General features: G+C 34.8%; 18 protein-coding genes. 1 reads left to right on the top strand and 17 read right to left on the bottom strand.

The window, feature by feature from the left end:
- Positions 1-124: 124 nt before the first annotated feature.
- The 12 genes from COI44_RS18330 to COI44_RS18275 form a co-directional block, all read right to left on the bottom strand.
- Positions 125-433: a PTS sugar transporter subunit IIB gene (locus tag COI44_RS18330; RefSeq protein ID WP_098429221.1), complete on the bottom strand. Its 309-nt coding sequence runs from the start codon at positions 431-433 to the stop codon at positions 125-127.
- A gap of 30 nt (positions 434-463) precedes the next feature.
- Positions 464-979, bottom strand: coding sequence for an RDD family protein (locus COI44_RS18325; protein ID WP_098429220.1), 516 nt, complete (start codon positions 977-979; stop codon positions 464-466).
- A 51-nt stretch (positions 980-1,030) separates the two neighbouring features.
- Entirely contained in the window at positions 1,031-2,335 is a 1,305-nt protein-coding gene (gene celB / locus COI44_RS18320; protein WP_098429219.1) for a PTS cellobiose transporter subunit IIC, read from the bottom strand.
- A gap of 101 nt (positions 2,336-2,436) precedes the next feature.
- A complete protein-coding gene (locus COI44_RS18315; protein WP_098429218.1) occupies positions 2,437-6,738 on the bottom strand; it encodes an InlB B-repeat-containing protein in 4,302 nt (1,433 codons plus the stop codon).
- 171 nt (positions 6,739-6,909) lie between these two features.
- Entirely contained in the window at positions 6,910-8,850 is a 1,941-nt protein-coding gene (locus tag COI44_RS18310; RefSeq protein WP_098429217.1) for a BglG family transcription antiterminator, read from the bottom strand.
- A 427-nt stretch (positions 8,851-9,277) separates the two neighbouring features.
- Positions 9,278-9,994, bottom strand: a complete 717-nt coding sequence (locus COI44_RS18305) for an SIS domain-containing protein (RefSeq protein WP_098429216.1) — start codon at positions 9,992-9,994, stop codon at positions 9,278-9,280.
- Between the two features lie 33 nt (positions 9,995-10,027).
- Positions 10,028-11,395: a nucleotidyltransferase family protein gene (locus tag COI44_RS18300; protein ID WP_218926930.1), complete on the bottom strand. Its 1,368-nt coding sequence runs from the start codon at positions 11,393-11,395 to the stop codon at positions 10,028-10,030.
- A 26-nt stretch (positions 11,396-11,421) separates the two neighbouring features.
- Positions 11,422-12,549, bottom strand: a complete 1,128-nt coding sequence (locus COI44_RS18295) for a MupG family TIM beta-alpha barrel fold protein (protein ID WP_098429214.1) — start codon at positions 12,547-12,549, stop codon at positions 11,422-11,424.
- Positions 12,550-12,584: 35 nt separating this feature from the next.
- On the bottom strand, positions 12,585-13,502 hold the full coding sequence (locus COI44_RS18290) for an N-acetylglucosamine kinase (RefSeq protein ID WP_179887177.1): 918 nt from the start codon (positions 13,500-13,502) through the stop codon (positions 12,585-12,587).
- A gap of 365 nt (positions 13,503-13,867) precedes the next feature.
- A complete protein-coding gene (locus COI44_RS18285; protein WP_098429212.1) occupies positions 13,868-14,851 on the bottom strand; it encodes a tRNA dihydrouridine synthase in 984 nt (327 codons plus the stop codon).
- 206 nt (positions 14,852-15,057) lie between these two features.
- Positions 15,058-16,440 carry a 23S rRNA (uracil(1939)-C(5))-methyltransferase RlmD gene (gene rlmD / locus COI44_RS18280; protein WP_098429211.1) on the bottom strand — a complete coding sequence of 461 codons (1,383 nt, stop codon included), beginning with the start codon at positions 16,438-16,440 and terminating at the stop codon, positions 15,058-15,060.
- 109 nt (positions 16,441-16,549) lie between these two features.
- Complete coding sequence (locus tag COI44_RS18275; RefSeq protein WP_097973985.1) at positions 16,550-17,434, bottom strand: diacylglycerol kinase; 885 nt, start codon at positions 17,432-17,434, stop codon at positions 16,550-16,552.
- A gap of 264 nt (positions 17,435-17,698) precedes the next feature.
- Between COI44_RS18275 and COI44_RS18270 the strand changes: the two genes are divergently transcribed.
- Complete coding sequence (locus COI44_RS18270) at positions 17,699-18,166, top strand: formate/nitrite transporter family protein (RefSeq protein ID WP_098429210.1); 468 nt, start codon at positions 17,699-17,701, stop codon at positions 18,164-18,166.
- 616 nt (positions 18,167-18,782) lie between these two features.
- Here COI44_RS18270 and gatB read toward each other — a convergent pair.
- The 5 genes from gatB to COI44_RS18245 all read right to left on the bottom strand — a co-directional run bounded on the left by gatB (position 18,783) and on the right by COI44_RS18245 (position 24,347).
- Complete coding sequence (gatB, locus tag COI44_RS18265; RefSeq protein WP_098429209.1) at positions 18,783-20,213, bottom strand: Asp-tRNA(Asn)/Glu-tRNA(Gln) amidotransferase subunit GatB; 1,431 nt, start codon at positions 20,211-20,213, stop codon at positions 18,783-18,785.
- Between the two features lie 15 nt (positions 20,214-20,228).
- Entirely contained in the window at positions 20,229-21,683 is a 1,455-nt protein-coding gene (gene gatA, locus COI44_RS18260) for an Asp-tRNA(Asn)/Glu-tRNA(Gln) amidotransferase subunit GatA (protein WP_098429208.1), read from the bottom strand.
- A 14-nt stretch (positions 21,684-21,697) separates the two neighbouring features.
- A complete protein-coding gene (gatC, locus tag COI44_RS18255) occupies positions 21,698-21,988 on the bottom strand; it encodes an Asp-tRNA(Asn)/Glu-tRNA(Gln) amidotransferase subunit GatC (protein ID WP_069032659.1) in 291 nt (96 codons plus the stop codon).
- Positions 21,989-22,276: 288 nt separating this feature from the next.
- Complete coding sequence (locus COI44_RS18250) at positions 22,277-22,801, bottom strand: deoxycytidylate deaminase (protein ID WP_098429207.1); 525 nt, start codon at positions 22,799-22,801, stop codon at positions 22,277-22,279.
- A 343-nt stretch (positions 22,802-23,144) separates the two neighbouring features.
- The gene (locus COI44_RS18245; RefSeq protein WP_179887176.1) at positions 23,145-24,347 is read right to left on the bottom strand and encodes an FtsW/RodA/SpoVE family cell cycle protein; all 1,203 of its coding nucleotides are present in this window, start codon (positions 24,345-24,347) and stop codon (positions 23,145-23,147) included.
- Between the last annotated feature and the right edge of the window lie 142 nt (positions 24,348-24,489).

Raw genomic sequence — 24,489 nt, 5'->3', positions numbered from 1 at the left:
TTTATTAACAAAATTTTTTTATCGTCATAACCCCGCGGTTTTTAATTTCAAAGTTATAAACCTAAAAGGTATTCATCGTATTTTTCTTCTAGTAAAGATCAGAAAAGTCATTTCTCAACAATTACTACTTATTTTCAATTAAATTGATAGCTTGCTCTAAGATCGCTTCACCATCACACATGCCGTAATTCATCATATTAATTACTTCAACTGGAATGTTTTTCTCTTCACAGATTTCTTCCATTTCTCCTAAAAGGAAACGTACTTGTGGACCTAACAATAACACATCAGCTTCATCGATTTCTGAGCGAACAACTGATTCAGAAACTGCCCAAATGCGTGCTGAAATCCCTTTTGATTCAGCAACTTTTTCCATTTTAGAAACGATTAGACTTGTTGACATGCCTGCAGCACAGCAAAGTAAGATATTCATGATAATTTCCTCTTTCTTTAGTAAGTTTTTTTATATTTCATTCTTATTTATAACGACAAATCGACCGATACGATCGTGAACAGCTAATGATTTTTTATTAGCAAACATACTAATAACTGATAAAAAGAACGGAAGACCTTGAAAAATAAACATCGTCAAAAATTTAAAGAAACTTCTAACAATCACTAGTAATACATAAGGAAGTATTCCCTTTTTATTATTAATGCGTGTCAACTTCAATCGAAAGATCTTCTTTCCAATAGTCGATCCTCTTAACAATAAGGTTGTTAAGACGTCATAACAAAAATAGATGATAAGCGATTGGAGAAATGCTTCATTAAAAAGAGCCATCACCTTTACAGCTGCATCTTGAGTAGCAGTTGATTTTTGAAGCTCAATCATATTTGCTAGAACTCCTGGAAAGTTTGGAAGTCCCGTGATTCGATACACAATTGACAAGATGATTGAAACAATTATTGCATCAATGGCAAAGGCACCGATTCTTTTTAATCGAAACGAAGTTATAATTTTTTGTCGATTTTCCATAAGTTTTAGTCCCTTCTTCTAATCAATTATCCATCTATTTGCTTGGGAGAATTATTTACTAGCTTTCTCCATCTCTAAATTTTTCTTATCCCAAATTCGAATGAATGGGAACCAAATGATCGAAGCCACTGCAAAAGCTACCAATTGCATGACTACACCCATAATCTTACCACCCGTCATTAGATAACCACTTATGAAATAAGGAGTTGTCCACGGGATGATTGTTCCAGTTGTATGTGGGAAAATTCCCATTGCCGTACCAAAGTACGTTATTGTTAATACTGCTACTGGAGCTAGAATATAAGGAATCATTAAAAATGGATTTAAAACAATTGGAACACCAAACATAATTGGCTCATTAACGTTAAAGATAGATGGCCCAATTGCTAGACGTCCTACCTTCTTAAGAAGTTTTGACTTCGCTAAAAATGTCATATAGATTGCAACTGGTAAAGTAGCACCAGATCCACCCATCCAAATTCCATTCTCATAGAATGTATACGTAATGATATGTGGTAACGTTTTACCTGCTTTAAGTGCTTCTAAGTTTGCATCTGCATTTGTAATCCAAATTGGTTCCATAACAGACGTGATGATTGATGAACCGTGGATACCAAAACTCCATAAAAGGTGTTCCATTAAACATGCGACAAGTGTACCAACATAAGTTGAACCTAAAATCGTAAATGGCTGTGTCACAACTTTATGAACAAACGTTGCAAAATCTCCCCAGCCTGTATGACTAAATCCGTAACGAACTAGTAAGAAGAAAAGGATAATCACAAAGCCAGGAATAAGAGCCGTAAATGAACGTGACACTGTTGGCGGCACTGTATCTGGTAAAGTGATGATAATCTTCTTTTGTAAGAAGTAACGATAAATTTCAGCAGTAATAATTGCAATGATTAATCCAACAAACAAGTATTGTGCACCAAAAAGATCAGGTGACCATGCAGATACAGTTTCCTTACCATCTTTGAAAGTGCTCATAATATTAACAATTAAATAACTCGCTAATGCTAATACCCCAGCAGGAACTCCATCAATATTCTTTTTATCTACCTTATAACTACTTGCTAAGGAATACGCTACTCCAAATACTGCAACTAATGCGATAATCCCCATTGAACCGTTATAAACGATATCTCCAAAAGCATTCCAATTTTCGCCAAATACTTTTGACATGAAGTTTTGATACCAATCTGCTTCTAACCAAGCTACGATAATGAAAAATGAACCAATGATCATTAGTGGCATAGCAAACATAATACCGTCACGCAAAGCAAGTAAGTGTCTTTGATTACCTATTTTCGAAGCGATTGGTAAGAATTTTTTTTCAAAAAAGCTGCTGTTCATTTCGTTATCCCCTCTCTAAGGAATTAGGATCTTGGTAAATCAAGATTTTCCCCATATACCAAGATCCCTTTTAGAATTTATTTCTTTTTTAAATTTAAGTTTTAAAGTTTAAATTTAATAACAGTTGTGTAACTACCGTAAACTTTAACTTTTCCATCTAGGGTGAAAGCACGAACTTTAAAGTAGTACGTTTTACCTTTAACTAATCCTGTTGCATTAAATGTTCCAGTTGTAGTTGTTTTTGTTATTTGGTCAGAGAAATCGCTTTTTGTAGCACGAACGATTTCATAACCAGATACACCACTTACTCCAGTCCAATTTACTTTAATTGAAGTAGTACTTGCTTTTGTTGCTTTTAGTCCTGTTGCTTTAGCAACATCCCATTTTGCATAAAGCGTTGTATTTGCTGTTACTTTATCAGTTGCAAAGTTCCATGCAGTTTTAAGTCCTGCATCTTTGTACCATCCAGCAAAGACAAATCCTTTTTTCGTTGGATTAACTGGTTTCGTAATGATAGAATCATAGTTTCCTGTTATAGTAGCTACATTAGATCCACCTTTACTGTTAAATGTAACTGTGTATTTGTTAATACCCCATTTAGCGTAAAGTGTAGTAGATGCTGTTACTTTATCAGTTGCAAAGTTCCATGCTTGAGTACATGAAGCATCTTTATACCAACCAAGGAATGTATAACCTGTTTTTGTTGGTGTTGGAGATGTAATCGCTTCATTGTAAGTTGCAGTTATTGGATCTACTGCAGATCCACCTTGTGAATTAAATGAAACTGTTTGTTTTGCATCTCTAGAGACTGTGCGTACAAAAGTCATCACATGGCTATCATTTGCAAATTGTGCTTCTCCGTTCAATGTCATTCCAGAGTATACAACCGTCGCAGTGATGTTAGCTGGTTTATCAGTGTTGTACGTTACTTTTCCATCCGCATCAACAGCAACATCGTCTGGTGAAGATGATTCGTAACTAATTTCTACATATTTATTTCCATCTGTATTAAGTCCTTTTTCAACCATTGCATCTTTTAACCAAGTTGGGTATGCAAATGCGTTCTTGTCAAGCTCAGTAGGAGCAATTTTTTCAGCTGATTTCATCGGATCAACAACTTTGATAGTGTAAGTGATTTTTTTCGGTGTTCTAAAGAATCCGTCGATCACATAGCCCGTAACTGTACTAGTTCCTGGTTTTAAAGCAGTTGCGTATGAACCATAGTGCACACCATCTTCACTAATTCCAGCTGCACTTACATTTCCAACTTCACCGTAAGCTGCTAAAGTTCTTAAATCAAGAACTTGAGATACATTTGAATCAGCATTGATTTGCGTTGGTAATCCATTGCTATATCCAGCTAAATCCCAAGAATTCGTTAACCAAGCTACATTGTTCGTATATCCTGTTGTTTTAGCATCCAATTTAACAGAGTCACCAACATTAATCGTAAATGAATGTGTGTCTTCGTTATATTTAGCCTTTGGATTCATAGCTGCTACATTCGTTGGATAATAAATACTTTCTGTTCCGTTATTTACTGGCGCAGTAACTTTTGATCCTAAATCTTCTACATATGCAGCATCCTCAGGGTTTTGAGTTAACCAATAAGGCATAGATGTTACAGTTGAAGATTCCATTGATAAACTGTTACCAGAATCAATTGTTCTTCGGTCCATCGTTCCGAAAATATTTGTATTGTATTTAGACATCATCACTTCATCACGTGGAATTAATTGATCAACCATTAAATCAGGTGTCACATGTGTTACGTCATTTCTGTTTGCAGAAAGAACATCCCAGTTCATGAAGTTATTTGGTATACGTGTCATTTGCCATGTTGAACCTGCAAGGTCAACCGTTGAACTTCCGATACTAAATCCTTTTTCTTTCAATGCACCTAGAGAAGCTGCATAGAAAGTTGACATAAATGGATTTTTCTCTCTTTTTTCATTGAACCACCATTGGTTCATACCATCTAAGATCCCTTTAGCGTTCATTTTCTCTGCATGGTGAGATAATGTGTAGTATGATAATGCAGCTTCTTCTTCATCAGAATAGTTCATGTATGACTCGTAAGATACACCACTTACGCCAATATCGTCTCCGTTATGAGCAGATATACCAAAGTATCTTGAGTGGTACTGTAATGACATATCAAGTAATGAAGTTGAGTTATAAGACTTAGGGTATCTTGTTTCATAATCATTGTGTTCTGAAGCCTTTGTAGACGCTTTCACACCATTCATTACTTTGTATTCATTTGCAAAATCAAGTGGAGAAATTACTGCAACACCTTGTGCTTCAAGTGCAGCTTTTTCTGCTGGTGTATAACCTCCCATATCTCTTGCAGCTACAAGCATTTGTAATGCCAGTGTTGCATTTAATGGACCATCTTCGTAGTCATTTCTACCCCATGCATTTGATACACCGTCAAGGAATTCTGGATTTAAATTTGCCCATTTAGTTGGAGCTGAAGGAGCATTTAATCCATCTCCAGGTGCTGTTCCATTGAAACGAGATTCAATTGGGTTCTCCCCAGTAACACTTACTTGATAATAGTTGTTTAATACCATTGCATTTGTATGGTTAATTAAATCATTTTTCACAAGAGCCGCTAACTCAGGATCACTATCTTTAAACGTGTTATAAGCTAGGTCTAATGTAAAGTAATGACCTACTAATTCGTCTGTAGATGTTGTCGCTTTATAATAGACTTTGTTTGAGTCTAAAGCTTTTGTTGCATCATCTAAATTAGGATTTTGTTCATTTACAATATTCGTTAAACGCGGCGGTACTGCAACAGTGTCATATGCCTTGATTCCAGCAGTTCCTCCACTGATTTTACCTGGAACAGAATATTTAACTGTATTTCCGTTTACATCAGTCGTAGTTCCTGCACTTTTTTGAAGCCAAGCTTGATCCCATGATTTGCTTTCTGCAGTCGTAGAACCATTGTTGCTGCCTTCTACTTTATATGATCTAGCAAAGAAGCCAGCAGAAGCAGGTTTTCCTGTTGTGTCCAACGTATAATTTCCTTCATTATCAACGAATACCGGTTTACCTTCGTTATCTGCAAGCCACTTCTTACCTTCATCAATCGTCGTAACTTTGCCACCTAGTGAGTTAACAACATAAACAACATCGTTAACATTGTCTTTTGAAGGTACCTTTAACTGCGTTCCAGATACATAGCCAAGCGTTACAATGGCTTCAACAGCGCGAACAGCAGAAGCTTTAGCATCTATTGTCCTAGCATCTTTTTCACCAAAGTTTTCTTTCATATAGTTGTATCTCCAAATTTCACCTGAAGCGTACATTGTTGTCCATAATCCATCATTATCCGTATCAGAAATTGAGCTTATAGCATCTTTATCTGCAGTCATAAGAGCTTTAATCATATTATCCTTATTAGTAAAACTCATAGAACCAGATTGGAATCCAAATCGATCTGCGTAGTTTCTAGAAATTTCTTCTTGAACTAATGATTTGCCCATTAGAGACATTTGTTTTCTTACAATATGAGTAGCATTTCCTTTTTCGCCTAGAATCCAAAGACCATTATTTCCATCAGACATAATGTTTGTAATTACTTCTTTGGCGTTAAATTGAGTCGGGTTTCCGTTTTTATCGACCCCTGAACCCGAATTTTCACCAGTTTGAGGAATATATCTTCCACCTTGTAAATATTGAATTTGATCAGCTGGAGCTAAGTTTGGATCATATAGAGTAATTGCATCAGATACGATACCAGTAGTAACAGGATGATCTTTTTCATCACCAAAATTAACGTTACCATTTGACTTAATTAAAGTATCCTTTGAAACTAACCATTTTACGCCATTTTCTCCATTAACATAGCCAACAATGTTTTTAGAAGGAAACTTAGTTCCTGATGGAGCAGTTGGAATATTTGTTGTTTGCAAATTAGATGATGAAAGTGCAGAAGGAATTTTTGAATCTCCTGCATTGTAATAGTAAACTACCTTTTCAAGATTAGTAGATGCCTGCGTTTCAATTACAGAAACCGTAATATTCACTGTAGCTGCATTACCATTTAAATCTACTCCAGTACCTGTGATGATTGCAGATCCACCAGATACACCTAAAATCTTTCCACTGTAATCACCTTTTGCATTACCAATTGTGTCAACATATGCAACGTATGGATCAGAAGTTGTCCATTTTACTGGCTTTGTTGTATCTAATCCACTTGGTTTTGCATGAGTGATTTGTGTAGTATTCATAAAAATCTTAGTGCCAGTTGAGATTGGCGCTACTGATTGAGTTGTAATAGTTGGTGCAGCTTTTGCAACAACGCCACTAAATGGCGTTGCAAACATTGATGCCGCTAGTACAGAAGCTGGAAGTGCTCTACCTAAAAACCATTTATTTCTTTTCATTTATCTTCCTCCAAAATAATTTATTTAATTAATTTTCTAATCGAAGAACACCTTTTTTAATAAGTAACCGTTTTCAATATTATTTAAAAAGGACAAATGATAGCATGAAGTTGATTCGTTTCTATTAGCGATCACCCTTCTAATTTTTTTGTTAGAATGATCGCTAAACTGTTACGAACCATATTTAAACAAGATTTTTGAAATTTCATATTGAAAATCGTTAAAATTATTTGATTTTAATACTTTCTGCTTCGTTTCAGGATGGTCCATTAAATGTAAAAATAATCGACTTAACTCTTTGTGTAAAAACAAGTCTCCGGCACGAAGATTAATTAAAAATAAGATTTGTACAACTTTCCCATCGATTGTTGGCGGATTTTTAAAAATCACCACACTGATTGAATCCTGAATCGCAACCATTTTTAATGCATGTGGCGCAGCGATTCCATTTTGCAGTATCGTCGATATTTTTTCTTCACGGTCGACAACTAAAGCTGGATAGTTAGGTGCTGCAAATCCTAGTTCAACAACGCTTTTTGCCTTTTCTTTAATAAAGGCTTTGTAGTCAAACGACTCTTTGCTTTCTTCTATATAAAACAAATCTGTATGAAATAAAGATAAAAGTGTTGGTACATCTTCTTTAACTTTATTAGCTGGGTATCTTGTAAGCGTACGACGAATTCTTTGGACATCCGTTTCAGTTAGTATTGGTGCTACTTGAATATATGGAATCGAAATATTGTCAAATGGAATCGAAGTCGATGAAACTAATAAGTCATAATCTTCTAAATTTAACAATTGAAGCTCACTATACAAAACGACGTCAATGATTGCCCCTTGGAAAAGTGTCTCAAGTTTCATTTTCATTAAATCAGCCGATCCTGCTCCTAATCCGTAAGATAGTAGAATTTTTTTGTAGGAACTTAATTGTTTTTGCTTCTCCCTTTCCACGTGAGCTGCTAAATGCATTGTAATATAACCCATTTCGTCACTAGAAAGTTCGAACCCCCATATTTCCTTTATCATTTCAGAAAAATTTAAAGCAATCATAAACACATCCGAATACCTACTATAAACATCATCTATTAATGGATTCGTAAGCTTTAAATTAAAATATAATCTTCTTAACAATGGATACATATGCATGATCATCGTATTTAAAAGCTGCTGGTCACCTGAAAACTGTGTTAAGAATGTTTGATCTAATCTTTCTAAACAATTCTTTAGTTTTTGTTTTAAGTCATTTTTTTCATGTTCCTCAATATCGTCTACACTCGATTTACCACTTATATGAGCAGCTAAATAGATGATTTCACTCTCTGGTAATACGACATGATATAGTTCAGAAAGAATTTCACAAATTCTCTTTGCTATATTCATAAACGATGGTTTGATTAGAGAAACATCTAACTTTTTTTCTTGATTAGGCAAGATAAAGTTGTGTTGAGTTACTCGAAACGAGAGTACTTGGATATGCACTAAAATGTTCTCTAATGCAAAATAACTTAACTTCAGTTGATTATTCTGTACTTCTTCACTCAAAACAGCTCGGATTTCCGCAAACGGAAACGCTTTCTCAAAAGTTTGATAAATTGACTTTTTTAACAATCCAGTTTCTTTTTGACTTAGGAAGTAGGAAAACGCTCTTCTAAAATTCATTTCATCCCCAAGTAAACGAACTCCGTAACGTGATTTTGTTTCTACTTTTAAATCAAAAATCCTAACTTGCTTTTCAACTTCAATCATGTCGGTAAAAACTGTCGATCTGCTAATCATTAGACTATCAGCAAACATATCGATCGTTTGAAACTCAGTTGTTTGAAGCAAAAGCATAATAATATTGTTCACTCGAACACGAGGTAAATCTGGTGCTAACGCTCCATCTATTTCATTCAAATATGTTTGAACCAGTTCTTGGTTTTCTACATGAAGTAAATAGCCTTCACCACGTTTTTTCTGAATCACAAATCCGGACTTTTCTCCAATCGCGTTTAATTCTTTCAATTCATTTCGCAATGTACGATTTGAAATAGCGAATTCTGATTCAAGTTCCTGTGAAGTTAGTGATTTTCCTTTTTGATACAAATATTGCAAAATTAAATCTCTTCGCATATATCACCTCACCACCCTAGATGCCTAATCTAGTATTTTAAGTTTACTTTCCAGTAAATCTATTTAACAGTTTGAATTTTTCCAATATAGTTCGCAATTTAAAACAAACACTTCTAGTTCATATGTCATATATACTTACAATGCTATACCTAAGTCCTACTACAAAATACAGGAACATTTTACTAGCACCGATCGTTTCTAATTCTTTTGTATACAAAAAAAATCCTTATCTTAGCATAAAAGCACTAAGAACAAGGATTTTGTCCTTTTATTGTTTTAAGCATTTCTTAACGTTGTATTAGAAATTCTGTAAGACGATGTTAACACTATAATCCGTTCAAACGTGAAAAAGCGCTCCCATAAACTGGGAACGCAAAGCAAGTCAATAAGTTAAAGTTAAATCTTTTTAAGTTATATTCGATATTTTTTAAACACCATAATACTTAGCAAACAACTCTTTATTCCATTCATCTCCACCATCTACATTAGAGCTTTTAAACACAGGTGGTTTTAATCCGGCTTGATGATATTTTTTTGCTAATAATATAGAAATTGATTGAGCAACAAAGGCTCCAGCCATTGTGGAAGTTGCCCCCATACCTGTATTTGCTTCTTCTACAAAAAAGGCAGCATCTCCAGGTCCTGTGCAATTATCTATAACTACATCACTAAAATCGCAAAGATATTTTCCACTACTATGTCTTGATTTTGAGCCTTCTGTATGATTTGGATTTGTAAAAGCGATTACCTTTGCACCGCATTCCTGTGTCATTTTTGCAAGTTCAACAGTCATTCCATTTCTTCCCGAATTGGAAGCAATCACAAGAATATCTTTTGAGCTTATTTTATATAAATCAAAAATTACTTTTGCATAAGCTTCAATTCGTTCGATCACAGTACTTTTTAATGGATGATCATGTAAAAAAAACTCATTCGGCAAAATTGGAGAGACCCCCGCAAATCCACCCGCTCTTACATAAAATTCTTCTGCAAACATATGTGAATGACCTGAACCAGTAACAAGGAAGCGACCACCATTTTGAATGGCTTCAAAAATAGAAGTTGCTGCATGGTCAATGTTTTGATTCTGTGTCGTATATAGTTTTTCGAGATTTGCCATCACATAATTAAAATAATTCTCCATAAATGAATACCTTCTTTTATCGATTTAATAGAATTACCAACCGTACTTCTTTTCACTCCATTTTTTAATAACTAGATCTTGTTTTACGAAAACAAGACTATTTTGTTCAATATCTTTATCGATGATTGCACCTGCTCCGAGCACACTATAAGGCCCTATTTTACATCCAGGCATAATAATCGTATTCACACCAGTTCTACAATAATCACCAAGATAAGCTGCATTTGAAAAATGTAAAGGTATTTCCTTTCGTCCATTTATAACGTGCTCAGTTTCACCGTCATCAAAGCGTAATGTTCCACAAACTGTTGCAGCACCGATATCCGTATGACTACCTATTGCGCCATAAAACTCGCCATAGTGGTAAAGATATACCTTATCCATTACCATTCCACCAAGGAACTCTGCACAATGATCGAATATACAATGCGATCCAATTGAAACTCCATCATAAATCATACAATAATTACGTATGGCAGTATGATCGCCAATAATTGCATTGCCATTGAAAATCGCACCATTATCTATGATTGTATTATCACCTACAATTAGGTTACCGTGAATGACAACTCGATCTCCAATTGAGGAATTCTTACCAAGCTTTACGTGACCATGAATGGTTGCATTTTCAGAAATCGTCGCACCTTCTGCTAGTTCGTTCTCTTTTATTGCATCACAAAAATGATTCACCATATATTCATTCGCTTCTAACATATGCCAAGGCTTATCGATATCAAAGAAATAGCCATTACACTCAATCGCTTGTAATTTTGTTTTCTCAAGTGATATTAGAAGTGCAGCTTCGATGTATCTTTCTTTCGGAACACCCACTCCGACTTTTACATTCGGAAAATAATCGGGCGTTCTTCTCACTTCATCTAGTAATGTCTCTTCAAAAAGAAATCCTGCGAATTGATGGGTAATACTATCACCACGGTAGTGGGCACCGATTGACTGAACAAAACCATCCTTTATACTCGCACCGATCCAATTCCTTGATGACTCTTCTAATTTTTTCAACAAAACAGTAGGTTTGTTCGAATTAGCTAATTGCTCAAGATCCTTTTCTTCGATGATCGTATCACCGTAAAGAACTAGAAACTCTTTAGTACTTGAAAGTCTCTCAACTCCCTTTACTAAACTTTCTGCACTTCCTAAATTAGATTGATCAATTACAAATTTAACATTTTCTATGTCGAATAGAAGATTCTCTATCTCCCTTTGATGTTCCTCATTAACGACAACAATAATCTCTTCTATTCCCATTGCTACAATGGATTCAATATTATAACGTATTAATGGCTTACCAGCGATTTTTATTGATGTTTTGGAGCGAACTGCGTTGAAAGGATTCATTTTACTCCCTTTGCCTGCCGCAAGAATTACTGCACTTTTTACCATTCTAATACCTCGACTATAAATTTTTTTTACTTATATTCAACTAATCGAAATTTATTTTTGCCTGCTAAAAGATAAGGCATTAAATCGTAAGCAAAAGGATGAATAAATCCAATGACATTATGTTCAACGGATTGTCCTAAATCTTTTAATGAAATTTGTACCTCTCCCTCATATTGTGCACTTCGATTATTTAAAATAGAAACTGTATATTTCTCTCTTGGAGCACAATAGCAATGAGGTACTTCCATTCCCCTTGTATCAGTTGCACGAATGAGATTTGCTGGTTGATCTACTCTTGAAATAAGAACCTGCTCGCTAATTTTCACCTTTGTCTGCTCGGGAACAAACTGATTAAAAACAACTGGAATTTCTATATACTCTTGTTTGTAACATTTAGCCATTTCTGTGAGCTCTGAAAAATCTGCAAATGAGTCACCAATTAACACATCATTAAAACCATTTGCAAATAACTCTAGCATGGCAATATGGCTAGGCAAAAAGCGGTGTTTTTCAATTGTACAAACGCCATGCCCTAAATGGTGTAAATCTTTAGGAGAAAGCTGCGAAGCAACAAACCCTCCGACTGGCACACCGAATAAAGCAAACATATTGTTAATTGAGCGTATGTCTTCTAAAGACAAAGCTGTATCTGGTAGAGGAAAAAAATTATGACAAGCTGTAAGTTGTCCGATATTTCCTTCTCGTTCTATTGTTTCTAAAAACTCACGACATTCGCGTAAAGCGTTTCCATTTTGATTATTAGAAGAAGACATTGAAGCATTTACTTCTATTTGAATTCCCTGTTTATTTTTTGAAAGGAGCGCAACTTCTTCACTCGTAAACCCACCATCGATGCGGAGCCTTGTGATACCCATATTCTGCAATGCTGTAAGGTCGGTTAATGTACAACCCAACTCACTGAAAACTTCATCATTCATATCAGCTGACACTGTCATATTAAGTTCCTTACAATAACCAAATAATTCATTCCAAGTGTCCGCATTTACATTTATCGCACCTTCAAAGCCATGATTATTTAAAATAAGTGAAACAAATATCTTTTTAAAGCCTAATGATTTAGCCTTCTCTAAATAATCTTTGATTTGATCTAAAGGATAAAAGTTGGGATACACACTAATTCCTATTTCACGCATATTCGATCCCCATTCCTTACTATTTTTATTTTGAATTACAAGAATTTCTCGCCAATAATGATGGCACCGAAAACTGGATCATAAAGAGGTGCAGAAAGTTCAACTTGGGGTAAAGCAACACTTAACTTCTCCTTTAGCGTATCGAAATACTCAGCTGATTTCGTCAACAAACTTCCTGCCACAGATAGGCGGAATTTAATTGAACCCATTTGTCGGCTGATTCCAATGACTAAACGAACCAACTTGTCTAGTTCTCCTTCAACAATTGTACGAGCAGCTTCGTCACCTTTTACCCATGCTTCTAAAACGATTGGCGTACATGAAGCTACCTTATCTACGGGAATTGTATCTTCCAAGTAAAATAAATCCATAAAATCTTCCGGGGAATTCAACTTAAAATGAGCGAGCAATTTTTCGGTAAATGAAGTTGGAGCAATTACTTTGTCGTACTCATTCATAACTGCCGCGATTGCATGTAAACCAATTTGGAAACCGCCACCCTCATCACTTATTAATCCACCCCATCCGCCTGACCGTATTGTATTTCCTTTTGAGTCTACTCCCATAACAATGGAGCCTGTTCCAGCAATCATTAAAGCATCTTTTCGATCTCCGTTTCCACCTACAAGAGCAATTTCTGCATCATTCACTACTTCTAGCTGGCAAGTAAAACCACTTTCTTTTAAAGCATTCAAATAAATATCAATATCTTTCGGTCGATCTACTCCTGCAGAGCCTAGTACAAGAATCGCATTTTGTAAACGCTCTCCAAAATAAGAAACAAGCGATTCATATATTTCACTAAATACTGGTCTAAGCCCTTCTACACCGATATTGTTATAATTTGACATTCCAAAATTTTGATCAAATAACGTTTCCCCTTCTAGGCATTCTTTGACCATAACTCTCGTTTTCGTTCCTCCGCCATCCATTCCAATTATCAATCTATTCATTATGTGTTGATCCATCCTTTCGTTAAGCTAATAAGTTATCGTATCAATCTACTTATACATAAAGATTTAATTTCATTCTCTTTCGATTCTTATTTCATCTTAATTTTCAAATTTATTATGAATGTATAGTTGCATTAATTGTAAAGTAAACATTTCTCATTTACTAGGTGGATATTTTCTTCAAGTAAAGGAAAAAAACCACTTATTCAATGTGAACAACTCGTCAAAGTGCAGACTTGGAGATTGTTTAATAAAAACAAAAAAAGTACCCTATAGTTAGACTTTTAAAGTGTCTACTCTAGAGAGTACTTTTTAACTGTATTTACATGTGCAGACTGTAATTGACAGCACAAGGGCTGAAACTTTTACAGTTCCAATATTCCATCAAGATACTTTGATTCAAAGTTATCAAGCATTGCACGTACTTCATCTGTTGATTTCGTATTCATCAATTGATTTCTTAGTTCACCAGCTCCGCGGAATCCTTTGACATAAATTTTGAAAAAGCGATGAAGCCCTGTGATTGAACGTGGTAATACATCCGCATATTGATCTTGAAGATCAAGCTGCAGTCTTAAAAGATCAAGATGTTCTTTACTACTATGCTCTTTTGGCTCTTTTTCAAAAGCAAAAGGATTTTTAAAAATGCCTCGGCCAATCATAACCCCATCAATACCATATTTTTCGGCAAGCTGTAGTCCAATTTGACGGTCAGGAATGTCTCCATTGATTGTTAAAAGCGTATTTGGTGCGATGCGGTCACGTAATTTTTTAATTTCTGGAATAAGCTCCCAATGCGCATCTACTTGGCTCATTTCGTCTCTTGTACGTAAATGAATAGAAAGGTTGGCGATATCTTGTTTTAAAATATGCGTTAACCACTCCTCCCACTCATTTACCTCCTTAAAACCGAGTCGCGTTTTCACACTGACAGGAAGTCCGCCTGCTTTTGCTGCTTGAATAAGTTCTGCAGCAACGTCTGGGCGCAGAATAAGGCCGCTCCCCTTCCCTCTTGATGCCACATTCGGTACTGGGCAACCCATATTAATATCGATTCCTTTAAATCCTAGTTCTGCCATACCAATACTCATTTGACGGAAATATTCAGGATTATCTCCCCAGATATGTGCCACCATTGGCTGTTCATCTTCTGTAAAAATCAAACGGCCACGCACGCTTTTCATACCCTCAGGGTGACAATAGCTATCCGAATTTGTAAACTCTGTGAAAAATACATCCGGTCTACCCGCTTTACTCACCACATGACGAAAAACAACGTCTGTCACATCTTCCATCGGTGCAAGCACAAAAAATGGTCGTGGTAAATCACGCCAAAAATTATCTTTCATATTAATTTTCAAATCCTCTCATGATGGGATTCTTAGTTCAATTTCCTATCCCAAAATTATAAATCAAGATGTCCTTGCTTACACTTGTACCATTATTCACTTATTATCTTCACGCCATCAACCAGCAATCCAGTAATCTTAGTTAATAAAAGTTTTGCTAAAAAACTGTAGTACTGTTGAAGAGCACCAGGTTCAAAAACTTAGTGTTAGTTCCCTTCATTAAGTACTAATTTCGCGACAGCTTCTACGTGACTAGTATGTGGAAACATATCCACTGGCTGTATTTCTACTGTTTTATAACCACCGTCTTCAAGTACGCGTAAATCTCTTGCTAATGTAGCAGGATTACATGATACATAAACTACTTTGCTTGGCTTCATATCAATGATTGTATTTAATAAAGCCTCGTCACAACCTTTTCTTGGCGGGTCTACAACTAATACTTCCGCTGTAATTCCTTGCTTGTACCAATTAGGTATAACTTCTTCAGCTTTCCCAACTTCAAATTCAACATTTGTCATCTCGTTAATCCTAGCATTTCGTTTCGCATCTTCAATCGCTTCTGGTACAATTTCTACACCATAAACCTTTTTAGCCTTTTGAGCTAAAAATAAAGATATTGAACCGATTCCACAGTATGCATCAATAACTGTTTCACTACCGTTTAAGTTTGTATACTCGAGTGCTTTATCATATAAAACCTTAGTTTGTGTAGGGTTTACTTGATAAAATGATCGAGCTGATATTTCAAAAGTAATGTCACCAATTTTATCTTTGATTGTTTCACTTCCGTATAATACAATTGTTTGATTTCCAAGAATCACATTTGTTTTTTCATTATTTACGTTTTGAATAATGCTTGTAATTGTTGGATATTTCTCAACAATTCTAGCTATTAATTCTTCTTTTTGAGCAAAGTTCACTTTATTAGTAACAAGAACTAGCATTGATTCATTTGTATAGTAACCATAGCGTGCCATAATATGACGCAATAGTCCTTTGTGGCCAACTTCATCGTATGGCTCGATTTTTAATTCTTCACAAAGATCTTTCACAGCTTGTATCATTTCATCATTTTCTTTTCCTTGAATGTAGCATTCATTCATTGGAATAATTTCATGGCTTCTCTTTTGATAGAAACCAACAACTAATCCACCTTCTAGTTCCCCTACTGGAACTTGTGCTTTGTTACGGTAACTCCATGGATTTTCCATTCCTAACACTGGATGGATTACTACGTCATCAAGTTTCCCAATTCGTTTTACAACTTCTACTACTTGTTTATGTTTCGCCTCAAGTTGGCCTTCATAGCTCATATGTTGAGTTTGACAACCACCACATTGATTGTAAATTGAACAAATCGGTTCAACTCGTACATCACTTTCTTTTTGGAATTCTATAATTTTACCGAACCCAAAGCCTTTGCTTGTTTTTAGCACCTTAATTTGTGCTTTTTCACCTGGAAGTGCATTTGGTACAAAGATCGGATATCCTTCTATCTTTGCAACTCCATGTCCCTCATGAGTTAAATCGATAAATTCAACATCTATAAATTGATTCTTTTCTACAGGTAACACTCTTTTCGACAAGTCCCTTACCTACCTTTCAACCTTTTATTAAACCATTTCATTATACAAAATAAATAACCACGTTAACTACCGTGGTTACTTTTTCTAGTATTTACTACTATTTCACTTATTATGGTACATAGATTTCTAGGTGGTTGTAAAGCATATCGACAGTACATGGTGTTTCTCCACCATACTCACCATCAATATTTAATAGTAGTTTATCATCAGACATAATTTTCAAATGGCTTGCTCTAGTATAAAGAACATATTCATTTTGTACATGCTGACCACTTAATAGCTGGGCACATACTCTGATGATTTCGGCTATATTTGATTTCTTTAAGACTAATAAATCAAATTGCCCATCATTAATACTTGCCTCTGGTGCAATTTTTTCAAATCCGCCAACTGAATTTGTATTCGATAATAAGAACAAATACGCTTCTTCGTCAAAGACTTTTCCATCGTACTCAATTTTTAATCGAGTAGGCTTAACCCTTGGTAACATTTCAATACCTTTTAAATAATATGCTAGTTGTCCTAACATTGTTTTTAGTTTGCTAGGTACTTCATATGTTAATTCTGTAATTTTACCGGCAGCTAAAATATTTACAAAATATTTATCATCAACTCTTCCAATATCAAGAGGTACAGTTTGCCCATTTGTTATGACTTCAGCCGCTTCCATAATTGAAACATTCACACCAATTGCTCTAGCAAAATCATTTGTTGTCCCAACCGGGATTAATCCTAACTTTGGTCGATATTCTTGTTCTGCCATACCACTAATGACTTCATTAAGTGTTCCATCTCCACCGCAAGCTACAACTAAATCAAATTTTCGTTCACATGCTTCTCTTGCTGCGATTGTCGCATCTCCTGCACCGGTTGTTGCATGACAAGAGGTTTCATAACCCGCTTGCTCGAACAATTGCAACACGTCGGGAAGCTTTTTCTTAAAAATTTCACGACCAGAAGTAGGGTTGTAGATAATTCTTGCACGTTTCATCATTAACCATCCTACTTATTTATTTAAGTTCTCTAACTTATATCCTAACCTAAAAAGTTTTTGTAGTAAACTTTTTCCATTTACTTATCTATTTTTACCTTTCTAAAGCATGTTCAAACCCATATTGAAAAGCAATATTATATTATATTAAATTTATATTACATTCGTTTTTCTTTGCTATATTTTTCTATCGTTTTGAACAACTTAATCATTATAGTACATATTGATGATAAATACATTAAAGTAGAATTAGGGATTGATAATGAGATGGATAACAAACCGTTCGTGAATGTAGAGTATTTTGCTCTAAAAAAGTTAAAAATTTACCGAGATAGTGTTTTGCGTTTTTTATTAAGAGCAATAATGGCTAGTATGTTTATAGGCTTCGGGGTTATAGTGGCATTTAAATCAGGTAATTTCTTTCATGCTACGTATACACCTTTTGCCTACCTAATGGCTGCTATAACAATTACGGTCGCCATTCTTCTAATTGCATATGGTGGTGCTGATCTATTTATAGGAAACATATTTTATTTTGCCTATACTGCCATTAGAGGAAAGATGAATTGGCCAGAGGTGTTGCATTTATGGCTTATAACTTACATAGGAAATATACTAGGTGCTGGTTGTTTTTCTTTATTAATTCATATAACAGGATTATATAACGACCCAACAGTTAAGTGGATATCCTTTTGTATGCACCAACAAGCCAACCATATTATTGAGTCATTTTGACCTTAAACACAGTACAAAAAAACTACGGAGCTCATTGCCCGTAGTTTTTTCATGCTGTTGAAAAACAACCTTGTCAATTAAATTACCAAATTTTCGCAAAAGGAGTAGAGTGATGTTGATTTCCACTACGAGATGCTCGCTTTCCATGGGGCGAGATTCTTTAGCCTCCTCGGCAAGACTGCGGGGTCTCAACCTTCCCGCTTATCCCATAGGAGNNGAGTCGAGCACCCCTTCGTTACAATCAACTTATTCATCAAGAAAAGTCTGCGATAAATTCTAATCAAATAACCTTTACTTAGAGTAATCTAATAGTTGTTTATTAATCAGTTTGTATGTTAATTAATATCGAACAATGATTAATAAACTAATCAATCGAATTTGTTATCTAAAAATAAGCTCATAATATTTTTAACTTCTGAAAAAAAAATCAAAACTAGGTTATAGAATCATAAAATTGCTCAAACATATTTACATTTAAAACAATTAATAAATATCCAAAAAAATGATCATTTCATCATTAATAAATGTTCATTAATATCCGGCTATTGATCATTTTATATTTCAACAACTTAAAAAACTACGAGCTTATAGCCCGTAGTTTTTTGTATTGAAAACCTTATCTTTTTTGAATTTCTTCCATTAAGATCTTATTTAATAGTGGTGGATTCGCTTGGCCTTTAGTCGCTTTCATCATTTGACCAACAAGGAAACCAATAGCACGGTCCTTACCATTTTTAAAGTCTTCAATAGATTGTGGGTTAGCATCAAGAGTTTCAATAACGATTTTACGAAGAGCGCCTTCATCAGATAATTGTACTAAACCTTTCGCTTTTACAATTTCATTTGCGTCTCCGCCGTTTTCGATTAACTCAGTGAATACTTTTTTCGCAATCTTAGAAGAGATTGTACCGTCTGTAATTAACTTAAGCATACTAGATAAGTTTTCAGGCGTTAAAGCAACTTCATGCAGTTCTTTTTGTGATTTATTTAAATATGCCGAAACTTCACCCATTAACCAGTTAGATGCTAATTTTGCATCTGCACCATTGTTTACAGTGTCATCGAAGAAATCAGACATTTCTTTTGTTAAAGTTAATACCATTGCATCGTATGCTGGTAAACCTAATTGCTCTACATAGCGTTTTTGACGAGCATCTGGAAGCTCCGGAATACTTTGGCGAACACGTTCTTTCCACTCATCATCAATGTATAGTTCAACTAAGTCTGGTTCTGGGAAGTAACGGTAATCATCTGATCCTTCTTTTACACGCATTAAGATTGTAGTCTTTGTAGCTTCATCGTAACGACGTGTTTCTTGTTGGATTACTCCGCCAGATAATAATACTTTTTCTTGGCGAACTTGCTCATGCTCTAGTCCTTTTTGAACGAAAGCAAATGAGTTTAAGTTCTTTAGTTCTGCTTTTGTACCGAATTCTTCTTGTCCAAATGGACGTAAAGAAATATTAGCATCACAACGAAGTGAGCCTTCTTCCATTTTTACATCTGATACCCCACTGAATTGAATAATTGACTTAAGTTTTTCTAAATATGCATAAGCCTCTTCAGGAGTTCTCATATCCGGCTCAGAAACGATTTCAATTAATGGAGTTCCTTGACGGTTAAAGTCTACTAATGAATATCCTTCATCTGTATGATTTAACTTTCCAGCATCCTCTTCTAAATGAACACGAGTAATACCAATACGTTTCTTTTTGCCACCGACTTCAATTTCAATCCATCCATTTTCACCAATCGGCTTATCAAATTGAGAGATTTGGTAAGCTTTTGGATTGTCAGGGTAGAAGTAGTTTTTACGGTCAAACTTTGTTTCAGTAGCAATATCACAATTTAATGCCATTGCTGCTCTCATACCAAAGTTTACAGCTTCTTCATTTAATACTGGTAACACACCTGGATAACCTAAATCGATTACACCAGTGTTTGTATTTGGTTCTGCACCAAACGCATTAGGGCTTGGTGAGAAGATTTTTGATTTTGTTTTTAATTCTACGTGCACTTCTAAACCGATTATCGTTTCAAAATTCATCTTTCCCGCGCCTCCTTATAGTTGTGGTCTTTGTTTTGTAAAGTCAGTTGCTTGCTCGTATGCATGGGCAACTCTGTAAATTGTAGACTCATCAAAATGTTTACCGATAATTTGTAATCCTAATGGAAGACCATTATGGAAACCACAAGGAACAGAAATCGCAGGTACACCCGCTAAGTTAATAGGAATCGTTAAAATATCATTTGCGTACATTGTCATTGGATCACTTACTTTTTCGCCTACTTTAAATGCAGGAGTTGGTGTAGTTGGGCCAATAATAACATCATAGTTTTCAAATACTTTCTCGAAATCTTCTTTTATTAATGTACGTACTTGTTGAGCTTTTTTATAGTAAGCATCATAGTAACCAGAACTTAATGCATAAGTACCTAACATGATACGACGTTTTACTTCATCTCCAAAGCCCTCAGCTCTAGTTTTCTTATAAAGATCAATTAAGTTTTCTACATCGTCTGCACGATGACCGTAGCGAATACCATCGAAACGAGCTAAGTTAGCAGATGCTTCAGATGAAGAAATTAAATAATATGTAGCTAATGCATATTTAGAGTGTGGTAATGAAACCTCTTCCCAAGTAGCACCTAAGCTTTCTAATAAATTTAAAGCAGCCATAACAGATGCACGAGCTTCTTCACCAACGCCTTCTCCTAAATATTCTTTAGGTACAGCGATACGAAGACCTTTTACATCACCTGTTAACGCCTTAACGAATGAAGGAACTTCTACATTTGCTGAAGTTGAGTCACTTGCATCTAAACCTGAAATTGCTTGTAATAACAATGCATTATCTTCTACATTTCTAGTAATTGGGCCAATTTGGTCTAGAGAAGAAGCAAATGCTACTAAACCAGAACGAGATACACGACCATATGTAGGTTTTAAACCAACAACTCCACAGAATGAAGCTGGTTGACGGATTGAACCACCTGTATCAGAACCTAAAGAGAATAATACTTCTCCAGCAGCAACTGAAGCTGCTGACCCACCGCTACTTCCGCCTGGTACGTATTCAGTATTCCAAGGGTTACGAGTACCACCGAACGCAGAATTTTCATTAGATGAACCCATTGCAAATTCATCCATATTTAATTTTCCGATCGTAATGCTTTCAGCTTGTGCTAATTTCGTTACAACTGTCGCATCATAAATTGGATTGAAGTTCTCAAGAATTTTACTCGCACAAGTAGTACGAAGACCCTTTGTAACGATATTATCTTTTACACCAATAGGCATACCTGAAAGAATACCACGAGACTCATCCCAAGGCTTTTCATCAAGTGCTTTTGCTTGTAAACGCGCTTGCTCTTCGTTTAAAGTTAAAAATGATTTTACTTCACCATCAACTGCAGAGATTCGCTCATAGGATTCATTTACTAATTCTTCTACTTTAATCTCTTTTGATTTTAATTTGCTATGTAATTCTGAAACTGTATATTCAAATAATGACATTCTAATTTCCCCCCTTAATCCAATATTGACGGTACTTTAACTTGTCCATCTTTGTGGTCTGGTGCATTTTTCAGTACCTCTTCAATTGGTAATCCTTTACCTGGCTCATCTTTACGTAATACATTACGCATTTTTAGAACATGTGTAGTTGGTTTCACATTTGTTGTATCAAGTTCACCTAACTGCTCAGCAAAATCTAAAATTGCTCCAAGTTGTTTTGAAAACTTCTCTGCTTCTTCCTCAGTCACCGCTAAACGTGCTAAATGAGCAACGTGCTTAACTTGCTCCATTGTAATTTTTGACATTTATATGCACCTCCATATTATTCGCACAACATACAATATACTGATAATACCAAATTTCCCATGTGTCGGGCAACATTCCACTTAAATACTAGTAAAATAATTACAGACTGTCCGCCAAACGCTCGCTTTCTTCGTCACTTCACCTAACTAAAAGCTCATTATCGTATAAGATAACACCGCTCCTCATCAGGCTTAACGAACCTCGAAAGACATTCGCTTGCAAACAGTCTGCACTAAAATTCTTACATATAAAATTAATCAAACGTTTGTTTAATTATGGACTAATGTTTATTCAGCAGGAATTCTTGTTAATTCAATTCCATATTTTTTAAAATACTCAATTGAATAATCATCCGGATAGCCTACATTATATACAACTCTAGTTATCCCGGCTCCATTTATCATTTTTGCACAAGCTCGACACGGTGCAGTTGTACAATAAATAGTCCAACTATCACCTTTCGTTTTTTGAATTCCTGATTGTACTAATTGATAAATTGCATTTTCTTCAGCATGGAAAGCATCACAAGGATACTGATCCGAGTATTTACCACTATCTAATAATCCTTCTTGACGAGCAGCAAAGCGTGGACATCCCCCATCAATACAATGCTTAGCTCCTTTCGGATATCCATTATACCCAGAAGCAATTATTCTATTGTCACTTACAATAACTGCTCCAACCCTTCTACTTCCGCAAGTTGAACGAAGAGAAGTTATAAATGCCTGTCCTAAAAAATAAGAGTCCCAATCATCACGAGTTCCTAAAGGAATTGAATCTACTAATTGAATAATTCTCTGTAAAATTTGCATGGTATTCCTTCTCTCTGTTCACTATCGTTTATTTAAAATTATAGCATAATAATATGGGGAAGGGTTTAGTTGGAAGTAAAGTATTGAGCATAACAAAAAGAGCCTAAATTTACTTACGCCCTTCAAAATACTCAATTCATTATAAAATGATGCTGATTCTAATCTGGTATATTTATTATTTAGCACCTTTTGTAAAGTGATTCACAATTTTTTTTTTAAAAACACCTAATTAAAAAAACTTTCTTTCTAAATTATTATAATGTATAACAATTTTAAAATGATAATCGAAAACAAACCAGTTGCTATGAATAGTAAAATTTCCATTCTCTTTCCGAATATTTCTTTATCCATACTTCTCTCCTTCTAAATTACAGAAAATGTATCCAATATATGAATTCCTGACTGATTGTGTTAATCCTATTAATATCATATTTGATAATAATGAACTTCCACCATAACTTAAAAATGGTAGTGTAATACCTGTTACGGGTAGCAAGCCTATTGTCATTCCTATATTCTGAAAGATTTGAAAAGCTAATACAGATATCGTACCAATACAGATCATTGTTCCAAACAAACTATTGGTATTCTTCAAAGCATCTAAAGAAATATTCATTATTCTACTTAGCAATAGAAAAAACAAAACGATGATTACAGCCCCTCCAATAAAACCAAACTCTTCACCGATATTTGCAAAAATAAAATCAGTATGTTCTTCTGGGATGTAGACAGCTCCTTTTAAGTATCCTTTTCCAGAAAATTGACCAGTTCCAATTGCAAGTAATCCCTGTTTTGTTTGAAATCCAGCATCACTATGCTCAAATGGATTTAACCAACCTTCAATTCTACTTCTCTGATAAGGCATTAGTAAAGATAATATTCTTACCTCAAAATAATTCGGAAATTTAGTTAAAATAACTAAAAGAGTAGTTATCATAAGTGTAGGAATTGATATTAGAAATAACGCAATTGATGTTTTAATCTTAGAGCACAATATGATGGAGAAAATAATAGCAAGAAAAATCATAGTCATTCCTGTATCGGGTTGTTTAAGAACAATTAAAGAAGGTGGCAACGAAATAAGTAGAATTTTACATAATAATATTAAATCAGTTTTTACATTATTTATTTTATATACCTTATTATGCTTATCTACCATCGCACTAATACTTATAAGCAAACTTATCTTCATAAATTCTGAAGGTTGTAATGAACCAATAAACGGTAACTGAAACCATGCTTTTGCCCCGTTAACTGGCCTCGCAATACTTTCAGGAGAATATATTAAAACGATTAAAAGTAAAATACAAATTCCATAAATAATCCAGTTTATCCTTTTGATTCGATTAAGATCAATTTTCGCGACTAATATTGATATTGTAAGTCCAATTAAATAAAAAACACTTTGCCTTGCTACGAAACCTCCCTGATACTGACCACTTTTACTGGCCGAATAGATCGCAACAATACTAGTAAACATCAGACAAAAAATTAAAATTAGCATAATAAAGTCATAGGATTTAATAAAATCTTTTTTAGGATTCATACGAAAGTCCTCTAACATTCTTTACTTTTAATAAATTTCTCTTAACCATTATACTAATTGCTTGATTGCATTTACTACGGAACTAGTTGAGGTTTCGAAAAACATTCGATTTTTAGACAAACTATAGACAAAAGTAACTTTA

Origin of the sequence: Bacillus sp. AFS088145, assembly GCF_002564465.1 — a bacterium.
Lineage (GTDB): Bacteria > Bacillota > Bacilli > Bacillales > Bacillaceae_G > Gottfriedia.
This window is presented reverse-complemented; position numbering and strand designations above follow the sequence as displayed.